This is a genomic window from Bradyrhizobium sp. USDA 10063, from assembly GCF_054063735.1.
Map to the genome: position 1 here is coordinate 455166 of NZ_JBSSGP010000002.1, position 21167 is coordinate 476332.

The following is a 21167-nucleotide window of genomic DNA, read 5'->3' on the forward strand; positions in this document are numbered from 1 at the left end:
TGAAGTGAGGCACCATGAACGCGGCATTCCGCCGTGCCGTCATGCGCGTGCCCCAGGAGACGAGCGAGCACCCGTGCAATCTGAGATCGGCTACAAGCGCGGCGGGCTTGCGTCCGCCCGAACGGTGTTGCTCGGCCTGAGGCCTGTCGTGTCGGTGATCGTCGGCGGTCTCTGCGCGCTGGCGTGGGGGGAGGCAGCCGCCGCGCCGCAAGGCGCGAATGCGTCCGCTGCGACTGCAACTGCGCCGCAGCCGCAGAGCGCCGCGCCGGTGCAACGCTTCGACATCGACGACTTCGCGGTGCAGGGCGCCGACAAGCTGCCGCAGATCGAGATCGAGGAGGCGATCTACCCGTTCCTCGGCCCGAACAAGAGCGCCGACGACGTCGAGAAGGCGCGGGCCGCGCTCGAGAAGGCCTATCGCGACAAGGGCTATCAGACCGTCAGCGTCTCGGTGCCGACGCAGAATGCGCTGCGCGGGGTGGTCATCCTCAAGGTCACGGAGATGAAGGTCGGGCGGCTGCGGGTCAAGAACTCGCGCTACTTCGATCTCGACCAGATCAAGGACAAGGCCAAATCGCTGAAAGAAGGCACGGTGCCGAACTTCAACGACGTCACCAAGGACATCGTCGCGCTCAACCAGTGGCCCGACCGGCGGGTGACCCCGGCGCTGCGCGCCGGGGTCACCCCGGGCACCGTCGACGTCGATCTCAATGTCGAGGACAAGCCGCCGCTGCACGGCACGGTCGAGGTCAACAACCGCAACTCGCCGAACACCACGCCGACCCGCCTCAGCGCCACCGTGCACTACGACAATCTGTGGCAGCTCGGGCATTCCTTCAGCTTCACCTATCAGGTGGCGCCGCAGCGGCCGGAGGATGCCGAGGTGTTCTCCGGCTCGTATCTGGCGCGGATTCCCGATCTCGACTGGCTCAGCCTCTTGGTCTACGCCGTGAAGTCGAGCAGCAACGTCGCCACCGTCGGCGGCACCAACATCGTCGGCCCCGGCGAGATCGTCGGCGGCCGCGCGGTGATGACGCTGCCGGGCCGGGAGAATTTCTTCCAGACGCTGTCGGTGGGGGTGGACTACAAGCACTTCGACCAGACCGTGGGGCTCGGCACCGACAGCTTCGCTTCGCCGGTGACCTATTATCCGGTGGTCGCCAGCTACGGCGCCACGTTCCAGCACGAGACCTTCATCACCCAGTTCAACGCCGGGCTGACCTACAGCCTGCGTCCGTTCGGCAGCGACTGGACCGAGTTCGACGCCAAGCGCTACTACGCCTCGCCGAGCTTCACGCATTTCAACGTCGACGTGGCGCACACCCAGGAGCTGCCGGAGAATTTCCAGCTCTGGGGCAAGGTGCAGGCGCAGGTCGCCGACGGCCCCCTGGTGTCGAGCGAGCAGCTCAGCGCCGGCGGGCTCGACACCGTGCGCGGCTATCTGGAATCCGAAGTGCTCGGCGATGACGGCGTGATCGGCAATGTCGAGCTCCGCAGCCCGAATCTCGGCGAGATGCTGCAGAAGGAGATGAAGGACGAGACCGGCCAGGGCGCGCCGCGCTTTGTCACCTTCAACGACTGGCGCCTGTTCGCCTTTGCCGACGCCGCGCATGTCAGCATCCAGCGGCCGCTGCCGGAACAGCAGTCGACGTTCGATCTGTGGAGCTACGGCGTCGGCACGCGCTTTCGGGTGTTCAACAGCTTCAACGGCCTGTTCGCGCTGTCGATGCCGATGATCAGCCAAACCTATACCCGCGCGGGCGATCCGCGCTTCAACGTTCGGATCTGGGGTGAATTCTGATGACAATGGGATGGGACAAGATGCGGGCGGTGCACCGCGGTGTGACGCGCGCGGCCGCGAATGCGGCGGCGATGCTGCTGCTGGCCGTGGTCGCGGCGCTGGCTGTCGTCTCGCCGGCGAACGCCTGGTGGAACGATGAATGGCAACTGCGCAAGAAGATCACGATCGATGCCAGCGCCACGGGGGCCAACATCACCGACCCGGTCGGCACCACGCCGGTGTTGGTGCGGCTGCACACCGGCAACTTCCGCTTTGCCGCCGCCAAGGACGACGGCGCCGACCTGCGGTTTGTCGCCGGCGACGACAAGACGCCGCTGAAGTACCACGTCGAAAAATACGACTCGCTTCTGAGCGAGGCATTGGTGTGGGTTTCGGTGCCCAACCTGCAGCCGGGGGCCAAGGCCGAGATCTGGCTCTACTACGGCAACAAGAAGGCGGTGGCCGCCGCTGACGCCAAGGCGACCTACGATCCCGATACGCTGCTCGTCTATCACTTCAACGAGCGCGGCACGCCGTCGCTGGATTCCTCGGTCTGGAGCAACAACGCCCAGAGCGTCGGCCAGCCCGCCGAAGGCGCGATCATTGGCAATGGCGTCCGGCTGACCGGCCAAAACCCGGTGACGCTTCCGGCGTCGCCGTCGCTGACGCTAGCCGCCGGTAGCGCGTTCACCTGGTCGGCCTGGATCCGGCCGGCGGCCGCGCAGCCGAATGCGGCGCTCTACAGCCGCCGCGATGGTGCGACCGGCAATGCGCTCGTGATCGGTCTGGACAATGGCGCGCCGTTCGTCGAGGTGACGGATGCCGGCACGGTCCAGCGCAGCGGCGCCGGCGCGGCGGTGGCGCCGGGCACCTGGCATCACCTGGCCGTGGTCGCGAGCAACGGCCAGGTCACCTTGATGCTCGACGGCAATCCCTATGCGTCGGTCGCCGCTTCGTTGCCGGCGCTGAACACGGTGGCCCTGATCGGAGGTGGCACGGCTGCAACCTCCAGTGCAGCTCCGATCGCCCAGGCCGCCCCGTCCGCAGCCGCGCAGTCCCCTGCTGCGCCGGCTGCGGACGGCACCGCGGCCCCCGCCGCCGACGATGCGGCCGCCGCTGCTGCTGCGCCGACGCCCGTCGCGGTCCCGGCGCTGGCCGGCTTTGCCGGCGACGTCGACGAACTGCAGATATCGAAGCTCGCGCGGCCGGCCGGCTTCATCAAATTCGCCGCGATCGGGCAGGGCCCCGACCAGGCCAAGCTGATCGCCTTCAGCGTCGATGAGGAAACCGGAAGCTGGCTGTCGGGCTACTTCGCGGTGATCCTGAAGTCGGTGACGCTCGACGGCTGGGTGGTGATCGGCCTGCTCGTGATCATGGCGGCCTTGAGCTGGGTCGTGATGGTCGACCGCGCCTCCTATCTGAACCGCCAGGCCAAGGCCAACGCGGTGTTCATGACGCACTTCCGCGCGGTCGCCGACGACCTCACGATGCTCGACCGCGGCGAGGACGCCGACGTCGCCAGCCTCGGCGGGCGGCTGTCGGCGGCGGAGGCTAAGGCGATGAAGGCCTCCTCGCTCTACCGCATCTACCACATCGGCGCCGAGGAGATCCGCCACCGCTTCCGCGGCGGCGCCGCGCCGGTGCTGTCCGGCGCCTCGATCGCGGCGATCCGCGCCGCGCTCGACGGCGGCGTGGTCAAGGAGATCCAGCGGCTGAACCGGCTGATGGTGATCCTGACGATCGCGATCTCCGGCGGTCCGTTCCTCGGCCTGCTCGGCACCGTAGTCGGCGTCATGATCACCTTTGCGGCGATCGCGGCCTCCGGCGACGTCAACGTCAATGCGATCGCGCCCGGCATCGCGGCGGCGCTGGTCGCCACTGTGGCCGGCCTCGGCGTCGCGATCCCGGCGCTGTTCGGCTACAACTACCTGATCTCCAAGATCAAGGATCTGACCTCTGACATCCAGGTCTTCGTCGACGAGTTCGTGACCAAGATGGCGGAGTTCTATTCCGCTGACCGGCCGGATCCGATCGAGCACCGCATGGCCGCGGAGTAACGGTCATGCAGGTCCAGAGCGACTCCAAGCCGTATGACGACATCAACATCACCCCGATGTTGGACCTCGCCTACGTGCTGCTGGTGATCTTCATCATCATGACCACGGCGACGGTGCAGGGCCAGAAGGTCAATTTGCCGAAGGCCTCGGCGGCGCCGTCGCTGGCGACCCAGACCACCAAGGCGATCACCGTCGCCAACGACGGCAAGATCTTCCTCGACACCATTCCGGTGACGCTGCCCGAGCTCGAGCAGCGGCTGGTGCAGCAGAAGGCGCTGACGCCGGAGTTTCCCGTGGTGCTGCGCGGCGACGCCCAGGCCCAGTACCAAAGCGTGATGGACGTGCTCGACCTGCTCGGCCGCATCGGCCTCACCCAGGTCGGACTCGCCACCAAGCCGCTCGTGAAGTGATGCGCTCGTCGATCCCGCTGCCAACGCCATTCCCGCAGACGCCCGTTCGGCGCAAACGCGCCTATGAACGAGCGCTCGATGCGCTGCTGCGAGCGCTCGTCCGGCTGCGGCTGGTCGGGCCGGCTCTCGATAGTCCTGCTTCCGGGGCTGTGAAGGGAGGGGAGTGCGTGAGTTCTGTCGTTCTGCCTTTTCCCATCCGGGGCGAAGCGCTTCTCGTCAATCTGGCGAACGAACTCCGCGGCCGCGTCACGGCCGGAGAGCTGGAGGATGATCCGTTCCTGGCGACGATATCGCGCGGCCGCCGGGCGCGCCTGTCGATCGATCGCGATGCCTATGTCGAATTCAACGCCGAAGACGAGACCTTTCATCTGAAGATAGATGCCACGCCCGTCCTGACGCTGACGCTGGAGACGAAGGAGTTCGCAAGGATTGTCGAATTCGTCTTTCAGTATTTCGTCGAGCGCGATCGTGGCCTGCGGCAGGTCGAGGTCGTGTCGTGAGCAAGCCTCGGGACGATTGGAATCTCCCGGACGGGCCGTCGGCTCGTCAGCGCTCCGTGTTCCGCAGCCCCGGGATGCGCTACGGCGCGGCGCTTGCGGTGATCGCCTTGCTGTTCGGCGGGGTGGGCTACTGGTTGTTCGGTGGCGACGATCTGCCGCCGCCACGACAGGTCCGCGAGATCACGATCGTCAACATCACGCCACCGCCGCCGCCGCCTCCGCCACCTCCGCCGCCCGAGCAGAAGATGATCGAGCAGCCGAAGATGGCCGAGCCCGAGTTCAAGGAAGAAAAGCCGATCGAGAAGCCGCAGGACGAGCCGGTCAAGGACGCCAAGAACGAAGAGCCGCCGGGGCCACTCTCGCTTGACGCGAAGGCGACGGGACCCGGCGATCTCTTCAATCTCGGCGGCAAGCCGGGCGGCAATCCTTACGGGGGTGGGGGCGGCGGTGGCAGCCGCTGGGGCTGGTACGCCTCGATGGTGCAGGCGCAGATCGAATCCGCGCTGCGCGCCAACAACAGGACGCGCAGGGCGGTCATGGAGGTGCAAATCCGCCTGTGGGCCGACAGCACCGGCCGCATCAACCGTGTTCAGCTAGTGCCATCGACCGGCGATGCCGAACTCGACGCACTGATACGCAACGACATTCTCGGCGGTCTGACGCTGCGCGAACCGCCGCCGAAGGACATGCCGATGCCGATGGTGACGCGCGTGACCGCGCGTCGGCCGAGCTAACGCGACTCTGATCAAACACAACGGACTGAAGAGGACTGGGGACAACATGTTTGAGATCAATCCAGGTGCACGCCGGCGCGCGCTGCTGCTCGCTGTCTCGCTGGCTGCGCTGTCCTGCGCGGCGCCAGCACTTGGCCAGCCCGCGGACGAGGCCGGCGCGCCTGAGAAGAAGGCGGAGTCCAAGCGGCCGAAAGTGTCGGATGCCAAGCCGACCTCGCCGAATGCCACGGTCAACCTGCTCAACCTGATGGTGAAGCGCAAGCTGCTCAGCGAGGATGAGGCGCAGGCGCTGATCAAGCAGGCCGAGGACGAAACCTATGTGTCGCGGCAGGCCGCGAAGGACGCCTCAGCCAAGGCGGATGACGCCGCCAAGGCGGCGACCGCGGCCGCGGCGGCGGCCAATCCGCCCGGCACCAAGCACGTCACCTACGTGCCGGAGATCGTGAAGCGGCAACTGCGCGAGGACATCAAGAAGGAGGTGATGGCGAAGGCCGAGAAGGAGAATTGGGCCTCGCCCGGCAAGTATCCGGAATGGGCGCAGCGCATCCGCTTCTACGGCGACGTGCGCGCCCGCTATCACGGCAGCTTCTTCCCGACCGGCAACGATCCGGCGTTGTACAACTTCAACGCAGTCAATTCAGGCGCGCCTTACAACGTGTCCGACGACAACATCAACCAATTCCCGACGTACAACACCTATCAGAATCGTAACCAGGTGCGGCTGCGCGCCCGCCTCGGCATGGACGCCGATCTCACCAACGGCTTCTCGGCCGGTCTCAGGATCGCGACCGGCGAGAGCAACTCGCCGGTCTCGACCAACCAGACGCTGGGCGGCAGCGGCTCCAACTTCTCCAAATATTCGATCTGGCTCGATCGGGGCTTCCTGAAGTATCAGCTCCCGAACCAGGATCTCGCGGCGTCGGTTGGGCGGTTCGACAATCCGTTCTGGTCGCCGACCGATCTGGTCTGGTACCGCGAACTCGGCTTCGACGGCTTCGCCGTGCAGGCCAAGCAGGAGGTGATTCCTGATATCACCGCGTTCGGCGTCTTGGGTGCGTTTCCGATCTACAATACCGACTTCAACGTGGGCACCAACGCGCTTTCCGTCGATGGTGGAGCAAAGCTTCCGAGCCACGACAAATGGTTGTTCGGCGCTCAGGCCGGTTTCGCCGCACGGTTCGACCCGGTTTCCGAGTTCCGCTTCGGCGTGGCCTATTACGATTTCGAGAACGTTCAGGGACAGGCTTCTGCGCCATGTTTCGTGTTCAACGCCTCGGACAATTGCAGTTCTGACCTGACGCGCCCACTCTTCGCGCAGAAGGGCAACACCTATGCGGCGTTGCGCAACATCGTCTCGGACACCTACAACAACTTCGGAACGATCAATCAGTTTCAGTACTTTGGGCTGGTGCAGAAATTCCGGCCGGTGGTCGCGAGCGCCTCGCTCGACCTCGGCGAATTCCATCCGTTCCACATCGTGCTCGATGGCGAGTTTGTTTGGAACTCGGCCTTCAATCGCGCGCTGACGGTCGCCGGCACCGGGCCTGGGGCTCTGCCCAACGTCCCCGGCGTCGCCCTCAACAACCGCGCCGGCACCGCGGATGGGTCGGTCGGCCCCTTCAACGGCGGCGACATCGGCTGGATGGCGCGCGTCACCGTCGGCAACCGGGAGATCAAGCATTTCGCCGACTGGAACGTGCATGTCGGCTACAAATATCTGGAGTCGGACGCGACGCTCGATGCCTTCGCCGATTCCGATTTCGGGCTCGGCGGCACCAACCTCAAGGGCTACTTCCTCGGCGGCAATGTCGGCCTCAGCGAGAACGTGTGGGCGACGATGCGCTGGCTCAGCGCCAACAATATCGCCGGCTCGCCCTACGCGGTCGATGTCCTGATGGTCGACCTCAACGCGAAGTTCTGATCATGACGATGCGCATTCTCACCTTCACCCTGGCGACTGTTGTGCTGTGTTCGCACCTCGAACCCGCCCGCGCCGATGCCGAGACCGACCGGCTGCGCGAAGCCCTGCGCAGCGCCACCCTGCAGACCCGGCAATTGGAGGACCAGCGCACGGCGCTGCAGGCCAAGCTGGCGGACGCCGAGCGCGACAAGGCCGCGGCCAAGGCCCAGGTCGACGCCGCCAAGGCGCAGGTCCGCCAGGTCGAGAAGCAGCATCGCGAGGCGGTCGACGAGTTCAACAAGCGGCTTTCCGAACGCGACGAGACGCTGGAGAAATGGAAGGCGGCCTATGAGGAGGCCGCCACGGTCGCGCGCGACAAGGACGCCGCGCGCGCCAGGTTCGAGGGCGAGGCCAACGCCTACAAGGCCTCGACCAAAGGCTGCGTCGCCAAGAACGAGCAGATGCTGAAGGCCGGCCGCGAACTCCTGAAGCAGTACAAGAGCGTCACGATCGGCGACACCATCGTCGCGCAGGAGCCGATGCTGGGGCTGCGCCGGGTGGAAATCCAGAACCGGATCCAGGACAGCGGCGACAGGATCCTCGACCAGAAGGCAGTACCATGAACCTCTCTCCTCTCCGCGGTGCCATCCTGACGCGATCATGCCGTGTGGCGATGATGGCGACAGTGCTCGCCGGCCTGCCGCTCGCCGCATCCGCCCAGACGGCCGCGCCGGCGGCGCCGCCGCGTCCGGTGCAGGCGGTCGCCAAGCCGAAGCCGGCGGCACCCGCACCGGCGGCCGCGGCGACGACGCAAGGCGCGGCGGCCACCGCCAAGTCCGGCCCCAGTGAAGACGTGATCGCCCGGGTCGGCAGCACCAACATCTCGGCCGACCAGATCCGGGCCTATGTCGCTGCGCTCGGGCCGCGCGAGCGGGCCGCGTTCGGGCAGGATCCGAATCTGCTGAGCCAGGCGGTGCGCTTGATGCTGGCCAACCGCCTGGTGCTGCAGGAGGTCGCGGCGAAGAAGTGGGATCAGCAGCCGACCATCGCCGAACAGCTCGACCGGGTGCGCGAGAGCGCGGTCGTCGAATTGTACCTGCAGACGGTCTCGACGCCTCCGGCCAGCTTCCCGAGCGAGGACGAATTGCAGAAGGTCTATGATGCCAACCGGGCCTCGTTCCTGATGCCGCGGCAGTTCGAGCTCGCCCAGATTTTCGTCGCGGCGGCCAAGGACGCCGACAAGGCGGCCGAGGACAAGGCGAAGAAGACGGTCGAGGAGCTCCAGCGCAAGCTGAAGGCCCCTGGCGCCGACTTCGCCGCGCTCGCCAATGAGACCAGCGACGCCAAGAACGACGCTAAGAACGACGCCAAGAACGGCGGCGCGCTCGGCTGGGTGGCGGAAAGCCAGATCCGGCCGGAGATCCGCGCCCAGGTGATGGCGCTCGCCAAGAACGCGATCGCCGAACCGATCAAGCTCGACGACGGCTGGCACATCATCAAGCTGCTCGATACCAAGGCCTCCTACACGAGAACCTTGCCGGAGGTGCGCGACGTGCTGACCCAGCAGATGCGCAGCGAGCGCGCGGCCGCCCTGCGGCGCGCCTACCTCGCCGAACTTCTCAAGCAGAATCCGCCCATCATCAACGAGCTCGCGCTGTCGGGACTGATCGGCGGCCCGGCGCCGGCGGCGAGGTAGCCTGGCGATGCCCACCGTGCCGCCCATCGCCGACCCGGCCCCGCAACCGATGCTGACCGCAGGTGGGCTTCGGACGCTGCTCGCGATGTGCGGCTATCGCGGCGCCGTGCATTCCGCTGCCATTTGACGATCTGATCACCCTCAAGCCTGTTACGGAGTTTTCCAGTGTCCGAAGCCACGATCACCAAACTGACGCTCGACAGCCTGCGCGATCTGTTGCAGCTCGCCGGCTATCGCGTCGAGACCCTGACCGATCCGGTCGCCAACACTTCCTATCTGCGCTCCGCGACCAACGGGCTGGCGTTCGACGTCCGTCCGGGAAATCGGATCGCCGGCGAGGAGCAGAGCTTCATCGATGTCGCCCTCATCGCCGTGTTGCAGGTGCAGGGCGAGCTGCCGCTCGAGGTGGTCAACCGCTGGAATGCGACCCGCCGCTTTGCGCGCCTGCAACTCAGCCCGCCGTTCCTCGCGCTGTCGCTCGATGTCTCGGTGGCGGGCGGCGTGACGCAGAACAATCTGCGGGCCCAGATCGAAATCTGGGACCATTTGGTGCAGCAGCTCGTGAGCTATCTGCGCGAGGAACTGGCCAATCTGGCCAAGGCCAAGGCGCCGGATGCGCTAGGGGCGAGCGCCGCCTTGCAGACGCCGACTAAGGATCGCGATCGCGTCGCCGACACCGATGCGCCGCACACGGTGCAGTAGTCGCGCACATGCGGATGAAGGCCGCGATCCATACCGGCGCAGGCCGCTTCTCCTGGCGACGACGCGCCGCGCGCGGGCTCGGCGCGGCGTTGGGCGCGCTAGCCGTCTTGCTCGGGGCCAAGCCAACCGCGGCCAAGGCCGCGCCCGACGTCGATGGCAGGCTGAACGCGGCCCAGGCGCCGGCGGCCTGGCAAGACTTCGCCAAGCGCCTGCAGCTTCGATTGCAGGAGCGGCTGGCGTCGGACTCTACGCCGGCGCTCCGCTTCCATGACGCAATCGCAAGGCGTGTATCCGATACCGGGGCGGCGCCGCCGCCGATCGTCGTGCGCGTGTGGGTGATGCCCGACGGCAAAGTCCAGCGCATCGAGCTGGAGGGCCTTGACGATGACGCCTCGCATGACCTGTCCGCACTTCTGATCGGGGATGGCGTCGGCAGCACACCGCTCGATATGCCGCAGCCGCTGCGCATGCGACTCTCCTTGCGTCCGAAGACGCCCGTGGAGGATTGAAGGAGGCGGCGAGCCGCTGGTTGGCCAGTTACATGGTCCAAGTGGCACTCGACGGTCGGCGAAAAGCCGATTTCGGATCAAGCTGTTGGTGGGATTATTTGATCTGGCTGGGGAACCTGGATTCGAACCAAGACAAACAGAGTCAGAGTCTGTTGTGCTACCGTTACACCATTCCCCAAAAATTGCTCAACGGCATCAATAGTTTAAGTCTATGGCCGGGGCAATTGGCGGCGGGCGGGATCACGGCAGATCACCGCTTCGCTGCGAGGTCCTTCTACTGTTCGGTCAGGGCCTTGGCAAGCAGGTATGGCGGGTGTTTCCGGGCAAAATGCGGGCGATGGAGGATAGGGCGTCGGAGCAGCGGTTGGCTTTCGACGCGTCCCGGTTCTTTGCTCGCAGGTGAGAGACGACCGTGGTCATCAGCGTCAGCCTTATAGGCACATAAGGACAACGCTCCCTCACACCTTGCGCGGCGACGCGCGCAGTGATGCGCCATTTCACCCTCGAATGCGCACGCCGCGCGTGCAGTGCTGAACTGCCTAACGTTGAAGCAGCGGTAGGTGCGATCGGTTGCGTGATGCGCATGCGCACTCGCGGTCTGCTTGGCTTGCCGAGGTCAGGGCACCATGCGATGGTGGTGTACCAAGAAAGCAGGGGGAGCGGGGGCTGCAACGGCTCTTGGGTCTCCCATGCATAAAAAGCCCGGCACCGGGCAAGGGATATTGGAGACGTTCGGAGATGAGATTTTCACATGTCATCGGGCTGTTTTCGGCTGCCGTCATGTCGGTCGCGCTGGCGGGCAACGCTGCCGCCCAAAGCAAGACCGTCAAGATCGGCGGAATATTCCCGATGAGCGGCAATGCCGCGACCATCGGCGTTCACGTCAAGCACGCGTTCGATGTCGCGCTCGACATCATCAACAATCCCCATCCCGAGCTCGGCGGCCTCCCGCTTGCCAAGAATGGCGGTCTTGCGGGCCTCGGCGGCGCCAAGGTCGAGATCGTCTACGCCGATAACCAGGGCAGTCCTGCGGCCGGGCAGAACCAGGCGCTGCGGCTGATCACGGAAGAGAAGGTGGTGGCGCTGACCGGCGCCTATCAGTCCGGCATCACGCTGACCGCGAGCGCGATCGCCGAGAAATACAGCATCCCCTTCGTCAACGGCGAATCGGTGGCGCAGAACCTCACCGAGCGCGGCTTCAAATGGTTCTTCCGCGTCACGCCGATCGCGACCGATTTCGCGCGGGTCTATTACGAATTCCTCACCGACATGAAGGCCGCCGGCGCCAAGACCGACAATATCGCGATCGTCCACGACAACACCGAATATGGTGCCTCCGTCGCCACCACGATCGCCACGGTGTTCAAGGAGAAGGGCATCCCCATCGCCCTCGATGTCGCCTACGCCAGCAACGCGACGGACGTGCAGAGTCAGGTGCTGCAGCTCAGGGAGAAGAAACCCGACGTCGTCATCATGATCTCCTACACGTCGGATGCGATCCTGTTTTCCAAGACCATGCAGGCTCTCGACTACAAGCCGCCGATGCTGCTGGCCGACGACTCCGGCTATTCCGATCCATCCTTCATCAAGTCGGCCGGCAAGCTCTCGCAAGGAGCGTTCAACCGCTCGTCCTGGAGCGTCGGGCCCGCGGGCTCGCCGACCGCGATCATCGCCAAGATGTACAAGGACAAGAGCGGCGACGAGATGGACGACACCACTGCGCGCCAGATGCAGGCGCTGTTCGTGCTGTGCGAGGCGATCGACCGCGCCGGCTCGACCGAACCGGCCAGGATCCAGGCCGCGTTGAAGGCGACAGACCTCAAGCCCGATCAGATCATGATGGGCTACAAGGGCGTCAAGTTCGACGACAAGGGCCAGAACATCCTGGCGTCCGGCCTCATCATCCAGCTCCAGGACGGCGAGAACTACGTCTCGGTCTGGCCGAAGGCGAGCGCCGAGAAAGCGCCGATCATGCCCTACAAGGGCTGGTGATTGAGGGTATTCGCCTCTCCCAGAGGGAGAGGTCGCGCCGAAGGCGCGGGTGAGGGGATCAGGTCTCTCGATAGAGCGTAACCCCTCACCCGATTTGCACTGGACGATGCTTCGCATCGCCAGGAGCAAATCGACCTCTCCCGATGGGAGAGGTGGTCCGAGGGCTAGCGGCTAAATGATTCAACCAAGGACATCACGCGCTCATCCATGACCTTCACGCTTGTTCAGGTGATCGTCGGCGGCCTCCTGCTCGGAGCTGTCTACGCGCTGTTCTCCTCCGGGCTGACGCTGGTCTGGGGCATGATGAACGTGGTCAACTTCGCCCATGGCGATTTCGTCATGCTCGGCATGTATGTCGCGTTCGTCGTCTACACGCTGCTTGGCGGCGGGCCGCTGCTCGGCGCGCCGCTCGCGACGCTGCTGCTCGCCACCCTCGGCGTCATCGTCTATTTCGGCCTGATCCGCGACATCATGAAAGGGCCGATGCTGGCGCAGATCCTCGGCACGTTCGGGCTCGCGCTATTGCTCCGCTATTCGGTGTTCTGGTGGTTCGGCGCCAATTTCCTGTCGCTGCCGGAGAACCTCGTCGGCGGCACCTTCGACATCTTCGGCATCCGCATCCAGGCCTCGCGGCTGCTGGCCGGTGTCGTCGCGCTGTTGGTGACGCTCGGGCTCCACCTCCTGCTGACGCGCACGACGCTCGGTTCGCGGATGCTGGCGGTCGCAGAGGATGCGACGGCCGCGCAACTCATGGGCATCCGGCCCGACAGCATGCAGGCGAGCGCCTGGGCGTTCGCGGCCGGCGCCACCGGCTTGGCCGGCGCGCTGATCGCGACCTTTTTCTACATCGTGCCGACGGTCGGCGAGACGCTCGGCATCGTCGCCTTCGTGACGGTCTCGCTCGGCGGCTTCGGCAGCGTGCCCGGCGCGCTGGTGGCGGGGCTCCTGATCGGCGTGATCGAGTCGCTGTCGGGCTATCTGATCGGCGCTGTCTACAAGGACATCGTGGTCTACGCGCTGTTCCTCGGCTTCCTCTGGTTCAGGCCGCAGGGCCTGATGGGCAAGACGTGATGCGGCGCACTCTCTGGCTCCTGATCGCGCTCGCGCTGGTGATCGCTTATCCGCTGGTGTTCACGACGCCGTTTCAGCAGCGGCTCGGCGCCCTGGTCCTGCTCTATGCGATCGCGGCGTCCGCCTGGAATATCGTTGGCGGCTACGCCGGACAGGTTTCGGTCGGCCATGTCGTGTTCTTCGGCTGCGGCGCCTATGCCGCGATGGGCGCGTATACGCATTTCGCGCTGTCGCCGCTGGTCGGAATTCCCGCCGGCATCGTCTTTGCCGTCCTGATCGCGGCCATGATCGGCGGGCCGACGCTGCGGCTGTCGGGCCACTATTTCAGCATGGCGACGATCGCGGTCGCCGAGCTCGCGCGGCTGATCGTCACCAACACCGAATATCTCGGCGCGGCCGTCGGCCTGAGCGGCCCGACCGTGCCGCGCAACGTCTTCGATCTCTCCTTTATCTCGGCGCTGCCATATTACTATCTGTTCCTGACGATCCTGATCATCACGCTCGGCATCACCTGGTGGATGACGAGCAGCCGGATGGGCTTCTACCTGCGCGCCATCAAGGATTCCGAACGCGCCGCGCGCTCACTGGGGGCGCCTGCGAGCCGCACCAAGCTTTACGCCTACATGCTGAGCGCGGGGCTCACCAGCGTCGCCGGCGCGCTCTATGCGATGATGTTCGGCTTCGTCGATCCCGAGTCCGGGCTCGGCATCCTGATCTCGGTGAAGATCCTGATCATGGCCGCGCTCGGCGGCGCCGGTCTCTTGTTCGGCCCATTCGTCGGCGCGGCGATCCTGGTGCCGCTCGAGGAGATCTCCAACAGCCTGCTGGGCGGCAAGGGCGCCGGCCTAACCTTCGTCGTCTATGGCGCCATCATCGTGCTGATCGCGCGGTTCCAGCCCGGCGGCATCCTGGCGCTGATCAACCGTCTCTGGGCGAAGCGCCGGGCCAAGCCGATGGAAGAGGCGGTCGCGCAAGAGGCCAGCCATGCTTCTTGAAGCGCGCGCGGTGACCAAGGCGTTTGGCAGCTTCAAGGCAGTCGATGCGGCCAGCGTCACGCTGGAGCAGGGCGACATCCTCGGCCTGATCGGGCCGAACGGCGCCGGCAAATCCACTTTCTTCAATTGCCTGACCGGCGATCTCGCGCTGACGTCGGGCCAGGTGCTGTTCGAGGATCACAACATCACCCAACAACCGCCGGAGGCGCGCGCGGGTCTCGGCTTGGCGCGCACCTTCCAGGTGCCGCAGACCTTCGAGGGCATGACGGTGCTGGAGAACGTGATGATCGGCGCCTTCCTGCGCACGCCGCATCGCGCCCAGGCCGAGGCGAAAGCGCGCTCTGTGCTGGAGCGGGTCGGCATGATGCGCCTGGCGGACGCGCCGGCGCGCTCGCTCGGCACGCCCGGCCGCAAGCGGCTGGAGATCGCGCGGGCACTCGCGACCGAACCCAAGGTGCTCCTGCTCGACGAGGCGATGGCCGGGCTGACGCAGCGCGAGGTGCAGCTCGCGATCGAGCTGGTGCGCGACATCCATCGCTCCGGCATCACGCTGGTGATCGTCGAGCACATCATGGAAGTGATCATGTCGCTGGCGAGCCGGGTGATGGTGTTCCACCAGGGCAAGGAGATCGCGCGTGGCAGCCCGCGCGAGGTGACATCCAATCCCGCTGTCATTGCGGCCTATCTCGGCACCCGCGCGGCAAAGGCCGCCGCCGGCCACACCCCGATCGAGTTGATGGGCGGACCCGCGACATGATGGGTCCGCTCCTGAAACTCGAACATCTGGACGTCCGCTACGGCGACCTGATCGGTGTCTCCGACGTCTCGCTGGAAGTGCCCGCGGGCAGCGTGGTCGCGCTGCTCGGCTCCAACGGCGGCGGCAAGACCACGACGCTGAACGCGATCGCCGGCCTGATCCCGGTGCATGCCGGCAGCATCCATTTCAACGGCGAGGAGATCGCAGGCCAGAGCGCGTTCGCCATCGTGCGCAAGGGGCTCGCTCTGTCGCCGGAAGGCTGGCGGCTGTTCGTGCAGCAGAGCGTCGAGAACAACCTTCTGCTTGGTGCCACCCCGCTGCAGGACAAGACGCGCATCCGGACGTTGCTGGAGCGCGTCTACGAGATCTTCCCGCGATTGAAGGAGCGCCGCAGCCAGCGCGCCGGCACCATGTCCGGCGGCGAACGGCAGATGCTCGCGGTCGGCCGCGCGCTGATGAGCGATCCGAAACTCCTGATGTTGGATGAACCGTCGCTCGGCCTGGCGCCGGCCGTGGTGGAATCGATGTACGAGACCTTTGGCCGGCTGCATCGCGAGGGGCTTACGATCCTGCTCGCTGAGCAGTCGATCGAGCTCGCGCTCGAAGTCTCCGACTTCGCCACCGTGCTGCAGGTGGGCAGGAGCGTGTTGTCAGGCCCCGCCGCCGCGCTGGCGCAGGACCCGCAGGTACAGAAAGTCTATCTCGGCGCGTGATGTGTATTTCCTGCGATTTCATCGAACCTCACTCCGCTGTCGTCCCTGCGAAAGCAGGGACCCATAACCACAGGACGTTGTTGCGGCGCGAGCAAGTGGTTGCAGCGTAGCACCCAACAAAGGCCTGTGGTTATGGGTCCCGGGTCAAGCCCGGGACGACGGGCGGAGAGAGCGCGCGCCACTTCTCGCAGCCGTCATTGCGAGGAGCAGAGCGACCTCGCAATGACGGCGCTGCTCACTCCGCGGCTTCCTTGACGGAACGCTCTTCGCGATGCTCCTCGTCGTCCGCATCGGTCGAGCGGCTCCAGCCGGCGAAGAGGTTGGAAAGCTTGTCGAGATAGAGGTAGACCACCGGCGTCGTGAACAGCGTCAGCGCCTGGCTCACGATCAGGCCGCCGACCATGGCGTAGCCGAGCGGCTGGCGGATCTCCGATCCCGTGCCTGTGCCGAGCATCAGCGGCACGCCGCCGAGCAGGGCGGCCATCGTCGTCATCATGATCGGGCGGAAGCGGAGCAGGGCGGCCTGCCGGATCGCGGCCTCCGGCTCCAGGTGATCGTCGCGCTCGGCCGCGATCGCGAAGTCGACCATCATGATGCCGTTCTTCTTGACGATGCCGATCAACAAGATGATGCCGATCAGCGCGATCAGGCTGAAGTCGAAGCCGGCCGCCATCAGGATCGCGAGCGCGCCGACACCCGCCGACGGCAGCGTCGACAGGATGGTGATCGGATGGATGTAGCTCTCGTAGAGGATGCCGAGGATCAAATAGACGACCACCAGCGCCGCGAGGATCAATAGCGGCACCGTGCTCAGCGATTGCTGGAACGCCTGCGCGGTGCCCTGGAAGCTCGAATTCAGCGTCGGCGGCGCCCCCAGCTCGACCATGGCCTGCTGCACGGCATTGGTCGCCTGTCCCAGCGCCACGCCCTGCGCCAGGTTGAAGCTGATGGTGATCGCCGGGAACTGGCCCTGGTGGCTGATCGACAGCGGCCGCACCGGTACGCTGGTCCAGGTCGCAAAGGTCGACAGCGGCACCTGCTCGCCCGTCAGCGGCGACTTCAGATAGATCTTGTTCAGCGTGTCGATGCTGGCCTGCAGCTCGGGCAGCACTTCCAGGATCACGTGATAGCTGTTGAGCTGGGTGAAATACTGCGTCACCTGGCGCTGGCCGAACGCGTCATACAGCGTGTCGTCGATGAGCTGCGGCTGGATGCCGTAGCGCGAGGCGGTGTCGCGGTTGATCTTCAGCTCGAGCGTGGTGCCGTTGGTCTGCTGGTCGGTGGCGACGTCGCGCAGCTCGGGCAGGGTCTGCATCTTCGCCAGGATCTTCGGCGCCCATTCGTTCAGCTCGGCGAGATTGGCGTCCTGCAGCGTGAATTCGAACTGGGTGCGGGTCGGCCGGCCGCCGAGGCGGACGTCCTGTGCCGCCTGCATGAACAGCCTGGCACCTTCGACCTGCTCGAGCTTCGGCCGCAGGCGTGCGATGATCTGCTGCGCGCTGGCGGAACGCTGGTCGCGCGGCTTCAGCGTGATGTACATGGCGCCGTTGTTGCCGGCCCGTCCGCTGCCGCCGACGGCCATGGCGACCGTCGCGACGTCGGGGTCGGCGAGCACGATCTTGCCGAGCGCCTCCTGCTTGCGCTTCATGTCGGCGAAGGAAATGTCCTGGTTGGCTTCCGACGTCGCGGTGATCAGGCCAACGTCCTGCTGCGGGAAGAAGCCCTTCGGAATGACGACGAACAGATAGACCGACAGGCCGAGCGTCGCGAAAAAGATCATCAGCGTGGTGAACTTCCAGCGCAACGCGAGATCGAGCACGCTTTGATAGGCCCGCAGCATGGCGTCGAAGCCGCGCTCGCTCATCTCGTAGAAGCGGCCATGCTTGGTCTCGCCATGGGCGCGCAGGAAGCGCGAGGCCATCATCGGCGTCAGCGTCAGCGACACGAACATCGAGACGAAGATCGTCATCGCCAGCACGACCGCGAATTCGCGGAACAGGCGCCCGATGATGCCGCCCATCAGGAGCAGCGGGATCAGCACCGCGACCAGCGAGATGCTGATCGAGACGATCGTGAACCCGATCTCGCTCGCGCCCTTGAAGGCCGCCGCCATCGGCTTTTCGCCTTCCTCGATATAGCGCGTGATGTTCTCCAGCATCACGATGGCGTCGTCGACCACGAACCCTACTGCAATCGTCAGTGCCATCAGGGACAGGTTGTCGAGCGTATAGCCGAATACCCACATCAGCGCGCAGGCGCCCAGCAAGGCGAGCGGCACCGTCACGGTCGGGATGATCGTCGCCCAGAAGCTGCGCAGGAAGATGAAGATCACCATCACCACCAGCGCGATGGTGAGCAGCAGCGTGAACTGCACATCCTCGACCGCTGCGCGGATCGTGGTGGTGCGGTCGCTCATGACGTCGATCTTGATCGCCGGCGGGATCGCGGCAACCAGACGCGGCAAGGTTGCCTTGATCTTGTCGACGGTGTCGATGACGTTCGCGCCGGGTTGTTTGAAGATTACCAGGAACACGCCGCGCTTGCCGTTGGCCCAGGCCGCCTGCTTGGCGTCTTCCGGACCGGCGACGGCCTGGCCGATATCGCGGATTCGCAAGGGGCCGCCATTGCGGTAGGCGATGATGACGTCGTTCCAGGGCGCCGCCTTCAGGAGCTGGTCGTTGGCGTAAACCGTGTAGGCGCGGGTGTCACCGTCGATATTGCCCTTGGGACTGTCGACGGTGGCGCTGGTGATCGCGGCGCGCACGTCCTCCAGCGACAGGCCCTTTGCCACCAGCTTGCCCGGATCGATCTGGACACGTACCGACGGCTTCTGCTGGCCGCCGATGATGACCTGCGCCACGCCGGAGATCTGGCTGATCTGCTGCGCAAGCTGGGCGTCGACGGCGTCGCTCACTTCGGTCAGCGGCAGCGTGTCCGACGTCGCCGACATGATCATGATCGGCGCGTCGGCCGGGTTGACCTTGCGGTAGGTCGGCGGCGACGGCAGATTCTTGGGCAACTGGCCGCTTGCCGCGTTGATCGCGGACAAAACGTCGTTGGCGGCGCCGTCGATGTTGCGGTTGAGGTCGAACTGGATCGTGATCGCCGTAGTCCCGAGATAGCTCGTCGAGGTCATCTGGGCGACGCCGGGAATCTGTGCGAACTGGCGCTCCAGCGGCTGGGCCACCGAAGTCGCCATGGTCTCCGGACTGGCGCCGGGCAAGCTCGCGTTGACCTGGATGGTTGGGAAGTCGACTTGCGGCAGCGGCGCGACCGGCAACAGCGGATACGCCACCAGGCCGACAAAAAGAATGCCGGCCATCAGCAGCGAGGTGCCGATGGGGTAGCGGATAAAGGGAGCGGAAATGCCGTAGCTCATTCCGGCTTCACCTTGGATTGCGTCGCATCCGAGCTCGCGACCGCGGTGCTGACGAGCGCGCCGGGCGAAACTTTGTATTGGCCTGAGGTAATCACCTGCTGACCCGGCGATAACCCCTCATCGACCACGGATTTGCCGTCGATCGAGTAGCTGACCTTGATCCGGTGCAGCTCGGCCTTGTTCTCCTGGTTGACAGTATACGCGTAAAGCCCGTCCGTGCCATGCTGGACGGCATCATCGGGAACCACGGTCGCATCCTTCAGCGTCCGCACCAGCAGCCGCGTCGATACCGACTGACCGGGCCACAGCGCGTGGTCCTTGTTCTCGAACACCGCCTTCAGCCGAATAGTTCCGCTGGTCGTGTCGACCTGGTTGTTGATCAGCGCGAGAACGCCGGTGGACAGGAGGCGCTTGCCGTCGGTGGAGTAGGCGATCGTCTTCGGCGGGGAGGCCGCCAGTGCCGCCTTGATGTCAGGCAATTGGTCCTCGGGCGCGGTGAAAATCACCGCGATCGGCTCAATCTGGGCGATCGAGACGATGCCGGTCTGCGTCGCGGCATTGACGATGTTGCCGACATCGACCTGGCGAAGGCCGGCAATGCCGGTGATCGGCGCTTTCACGGTCGCGTAATCGAGCTGCGTCTGCGCATTCGTGATCGCGGCGTCGTCGGCGGCGATCTGCGCCGTCAACTGCGCAACCATGGAACGCTGCGTATCGGTCTGCTGGCGGGTCGCGAACTCCCCGAGCCGGGTGAAACGTTGCAGATCGAGCTTGGCATTGGCGAGATTTGCCTCGTCCTGCTGCTTCTTGGCCGTTGCCTGGTCGAGCGCGGCCTGGAATGGGCGCGGATCGATCTCCACCAGGACGTCGCCCTTGTTGACGAGCTGGCCTTCCTGGAAGGCGATCTTCATGATCTGCCCGTCGACGCGGGTGCGAACCTGGACGGTATTGAAGCCTTGCACAGTGCCGAGGCCGGTCAGATAGACCGGGAAATCCGCCGTTTCGACGCGCGCGATCCGAACCGGGACGGGTGGACGGGCAGGGGCGGCAGTCTTTTGCCCATCAGCCCTGGTGTGCTCCCCGCCATAGTGCTGCCAGCCAAAATAGCCGGCGGCACCGATCGCGGCGACCAGCAGGACCCAACCTATCGTTCGTGACTTGGGCATGCACGCTCATGGGTTCGGAGACAATTATAGGTGTTTAAAACCGTTCCGGGGAACCCATATAATATGTCAGCACTTAATGAGTACACACACTAACACTTGAGAATCCTAAACATTTGGAAAGGTTTAGAGCATGGTCGGGAGAAGTGGAATCCGGCTTTCCCTCGCGACAAACGCGAAGCGTTTGCGCGGAGACCGTGCTCCAACAATGAGATGAGATCATGATCTGCTTCCGTAATCGGATCACGATCCAGGAGCGCGTTCCCAAAGCCCTCAATTCGCCTGTTTGAAACCGATATGTCGCTCGATCTGAAACGCCAACTTGTTTCGCAGCTTGTCGAGAGTTCGCGCCTGTTGCGCAACTATATCGACCATCGTGCGAAGACGCGCGGCACCACGCGCGCGCAATGGATCGTGCTGTTTCGGCTGCGGGAGCAGGAGGGGCTGTCACAGGTCGACCTCGCCGATGTGCTCGAACTGCAGCCGATCTCGCTGGTGCGGCTGCTCGACCGCCTGGTCGAGCACGGACTGCTCGAGCGCCGGCCCGATCCGAAGGACCGCCGCGCCAACCGCCTGTTCCTCACCGACCGCGGCCGCCAACTCGTCGACGATCTCGACAGCCTGCGCGATGCGATCGCGACCGACGTGCTGCATGACATCTCCGATCAGAAGATCGAGGCGAGCCTCGATACGCTGCGAGACATCAAGGATCGCATCAAGTCGCTCGGCGAAGGTCCGGACGTTGCGGTGAAATAGTTGCGCCCGCGGTGCGCGTTTCCTCGCCGGCTTTGTTCTCGGTTCTCGCTGAT

Annotated in this window: 18 protein-coding genes and 1 tRNA gene; 16 read left to right on the forward strand and 3 right to left on the reverse strand. The window is 65.2% G+C overall.

Annotated elements, in window-relative coordinates; genetic code table 11:
- Nucleotides 1-73: 73 nt before the first annotated feature.
- The 10 genes from ACVJGD_RS04000 to ACVJGD_RS04045 all read left to right on the forward strand — a co-directional run bounded on the left by ACVJGD_RS04000 (nt 74) and on the right by ACVJGD_RS04045 (nt 10288).
- Complete coding sequence (locus tag ACVJGD_RS04000) at nt 74-1801, forward strand: ShlB/FhaC/HecB family hemolysin secretion/activation protein (RefSeq protein WP_456633142.1); 1728 nt, start codon at nt 74-76, stop codon at nt 1799-1801.
- The gene (locus ACVJGD_RS04005) at nt 1801-3837 is read left to right on the forward strand and encodes a DUF2341 domain-containing protein (protein ID WP_456633143.1); all 2037 of its coding nucleotides are present in this window, start codon (nt 1801-1803) and stop codon (nt 3835-3837) included. Before ACVJGD_RS04000 ends, ACVJGD_RS04005 begins: the two co-directional genes overlap by 1 nt.
- A 5-nt stretch (nt 3838-3842) precedes the next feature.
- Complete coding sequence (locus ACVJGD_RS04010; RefSeq protein ID WP_456633144.1) at nt 3843-4247, forward strand: ExbD/TolR family protein; 405 nt, start codon at nt 3843-3845, stop codon at nt 4245-4247.
- Between the two features lie 167 nt (nt 4248-4414).
- Nucleotides 4415-4747, forward strand: a complete 333-nt coding sequence (locus ACVJGD_RS04015) for a hypothetical protein (protein ID WP_456633145.1) — start codon at nt 4415-4417, stop codon at nt 4745-4747.
- Complete coding sequence (locus ACVJGD_RS04020) at nt 4744-5481, forward strand: TonB C-terminal domain-containing protein (protein ID WP_456633146.1); 738 nt, start codon at nt 4744-4746, stop codon at nt 5479-5481. The genes ACVJGD_RS04015 and ACVJGD_RS04020 overlap by 4 nt, the downstream gene beginning before the upstream one ends.
- 46 nt (nt 5482-5527) lie before the next feature.
- Nucleotides 5528-7402: a putative porin gene (locus ACVJGD_RS04025; protein WP_456633147.1), complete on the forward strand. Its 1875-nt coding sequence runs from the start codon at nt 5528-5530 to the stop codon at nt 7400-7402.
- 8 nt (nt 7403-7410) lie between these two features.
- On the forward strand, nt 7411-8004 hold the full coding sequence (locus tag ACVJGD_RS04030) for a hypothetical protein (protein WP_456640158.1): 594 nt from the start codon (nt 7411-7413) through the stop codon (nt 8002-8004).
- Nucleotides 8005-8057: 53 nt separating this feature from the next.
- Nucleotides 8058-9077: a peptidylprolyl isomerase gene (locus ACVJGD_RS04035; protein WP_456640159.1), complete on the forward strand. Its 1020-nt coding sequence runs from the start codon at nt 8058-8060 to the stop codon at nt 9075-9077.
- 165 nt (nt 9078-9242) lie between these two features.
- On the forward strand, nt 9243-9779 hold the full coding sequence (locus ACVJGD_RS04040; protein ID WP_456633148.1) for a YbjN domain-containing protein: 537 nt from the start codon (nt 9243-9245) through the stop codon (nt 9777-9779).
- 14 nt (nt 9780-9793) lie between these two features.
- Complete coding sequence (locus tag ACVJGD_RS04045) at nt 9794-10288, forward strand: hypothetical protein (protein ID WP_456633149.1); 495 nt, start codon at nt 9794-9796, stop codon at nt 10286-10288.
- Between the two features lie 104 nt (nt 10289-10392).
- Here ACVJGD_RS04045 and ACVJGD_RS04050 read toward each other — a convergent pair.
- A tRNA-Gln gene (locus tag ACVJGD_RS04050) sits at nt 10393-10466 on the reverse strand.
- A gap of 560 nt (nt 10467-11026) precedes the next feature.
- Between ACVJGD_RS04050 and ACVJGD_RS04055 the strand changes: the two genes are divergently transcribed.
- The 5 genes from ACVJGD_RS04055 (at nt 11027) to ACVJGD_RS04075 (ending at nt 15816) form a co-directional block, all read left to right on the forward strand.
- On the forward strand, nt 11027-12280 hold the full coding sequence (locus tag ACVJGD_RS04055; protein ID WP_456633150.1) for an ABC transporter substrate-binding protein: 1254 nt from the start codon (nt 11027-11029) through the stop codon (nt 12278-12280).
- Nucleotides 12281-12487: 207 nt separating this feature from the next.
- Nucleotides 12488-13351 carry a branched-chain amino acid ABC transporter permease gene (locus ACVJGD_RS04060; protein WP_456633151.1) on the forward strand — a complete coding sequence of 288 codons (864 nt, stop codon included), beginning with the start codon at nt 12488-12490 and terminating at the stop codon, nt 13349-13351.
- Entirely contained in the window at nt 13351-14346 is a 996-nt protein-coding gene (locus ACVJGD_RS04065; protein WP_456633152.1) for a branched-chain amino acid ABC transporter permease, read from the forward strand. Before ACVJGD_RS04060 ends, ACVJGD_RS04065 begins: the two co-directional genes overlap by 1 nt.
- Nucleotides 14336-15103, forward strand: a complete 768-nt coding sequence (locus ACVJGD_RS04070) for an ABC transporter ATP-binding protein (protein WP_456633153.1) — start codon at nt 14336-14338, stop codon at nt 15101-15103. Before ACVJGD_RS04065 ends, ACVJGD_RS04070 begins: the two co-directional genes overlap by 11 nt.
- The gene (locus tag ACVJGD_RS04075) at nt 15100-15816 is read left to right on the forward strand and encodes an ABC transporter ATP-binding protein (protein WP_456633154.1); all 717 of its coding nucleotides are present in this window, start codon (nt 15100-15102) and stop codon (nt 15814-15816) included. Before ACVJGD_RS04070 ends, ACVJGD_RS04075 begins: the two co-directional genes overlap by 4 nt.
- Nucleotides 15817-16051: 235 nt before the next feature.
- Here ACVJGD_RS04075 and ACVJGD_RS04080 read toward each other — a convergent pair whose 3' ends face one another.
- Together ACVJGD_RS04080 and ACVJGD_RS04085 are read right to left on the reverse strand one after the other, a co-directional pair.
- Nucleotides 16052-19195, reverse strand: coding sequence for a multidrug efflux RND transporter permease subunit (locus tag ACVJGD_RS04080; protein ID WP_456633155.1), 3144 nt, complete (start codon nt 19193-19195; stop codon nt 16052-16054).
- On the reverse strand, nt 19192-20361 hold the full coding sequence (locus ACVJGD_RS04085) for an efflux RND transporter periplasmic adaptor subunit (RefSeq protein ID WP_456633156.1): 1170 nt from the start codon (nt 20359-20361) through the stop codon (nt 19192-19194). Before ACVJGD_RS04085 ends, ACVJGD_RS04080 begins: the two co-directional genes overlap by 4 nt.
- Nucleotides 20362-20655: 294 nt before the next feature.
- Here ACVJGD_RS04085 and ACVJGD_RS04090 point away from each other — a divergent pair, with 294 nt between their 5' ends.
- Nucleotides 20656-21114: a MarR family winged helix-turn-helix transcriptional regulator gene (locus tag ACVJGD_RS04090; RefSeq protein ID WP_456633157.1), complete on the forward strand. Its 459-nt coding sequence runs from the start codon at nt 20656-20658 to the stop codon at nt 21112-21114.
- Nucleotides 21115-21167: the final 53 nt, after the last annotated feature.

Bases quoted from the DNA above. Each gene is read 5' to 3' on its own strand.
- ACVJGD_RS04030 (WP_456640158.1), top strand. From the start codon at position 7,411: ATGCGCATTCTCACCTTCACCCTGGCGACTGTTGTGCTGTGTTCGCAC.
- ACVJGD_RS04045 (WP_456633149.1), top strand. From the start codon at position 9,794: ATGAAGGCCGCGATCCATACCGGCGCAGGCCGCTTCTCCTGGCGACGA.
- ACVJGD_RS04075 (WP_456633154.1), top strand. From the start codon at position 15,100: ATGATGGGTCCGCTCCTGAAACTCGAACATCTGGACGTCCGCTACGGC.
- ACVJGD_RS04035 (WP_456640159.1), top strand. From the start codon at position 8,058: ATGGCGACAGTGCTCGCCGGCCTGCCGCTCGCCGCATCCGCCCAGACG.
- ACVJGD_RS04025 (WP_456633147.1), top strand. From the start codon at position 5,528: ATGTTTGAGATCAATCCAGGTGCACGCCGGCGCGCGCTGCTGCTCGCT.
- ACVJGD_RS04060 (WP_456633151.1), top strand. From the start codon at position 12,488: ATGACCTTCACGCTTGTTCAGGTGATCGTCGGCGGCCTCCTGCTCGGA.
- ACVJGD_RS04005 (WP_456633143.1), top strand. From the start codon at position 1,801: ATGACAATGGGATGGGACAAGATGCGGGCGGTGCACCGCGGTGTGACG.
- ACVJGD_RS04055 (WP_456633150.1), top strand. From the start codon at position 11,027: ATGAGATTTTCACATGTCATCGGGCTGTTTTCGGCTGCCGTCATGTCG.
- ACVJGD_RS04080 (WP_456633155.1), bottom strand. From the start codon at position 19,195: ATGAGCTACGGCATTTCCGCTCCCTTTATCCGCTACCCCATCGGCACC.
- ACVJGD_RS04010 (WP_456633144.1), top strand. From the start codon at position 3,843: ATGCAGGTCCAGAGCGACTCCAAGCCGTATGACGACATCAACATCACC.
- ACVJGD_RS04085 (WP_456633156.1), bottom strand. From the start codon at position 20,361: ATGCCCAAGTCACGAACGATAGGTTGGGTCCTGCTGGTCGCCGCGATC.
- ACVJGD_RS04065 (WP_456633152.1), top strand. From the start codon at position 13,351: ATGCGGCGCACTCTCTGGCTCCTGATCGCGCTCGCGCTGGTGATCGCT.
- ACVJGD_RS04070 (WP_456633153.1), top strand. From the start codon at position 14,336: ATGCTTCTTGAAGCGCGCGCGGTGACCAAGGCGTTTGGCAGCTTCAAG.
- ACVJGD_RS04090 (WP_456633157.1), top strand. From the start codon at position 20,656: ATGTCGCTCGATCTGAAACGCCAACTTGTTTCGCAGCTTGTCGAGAGT.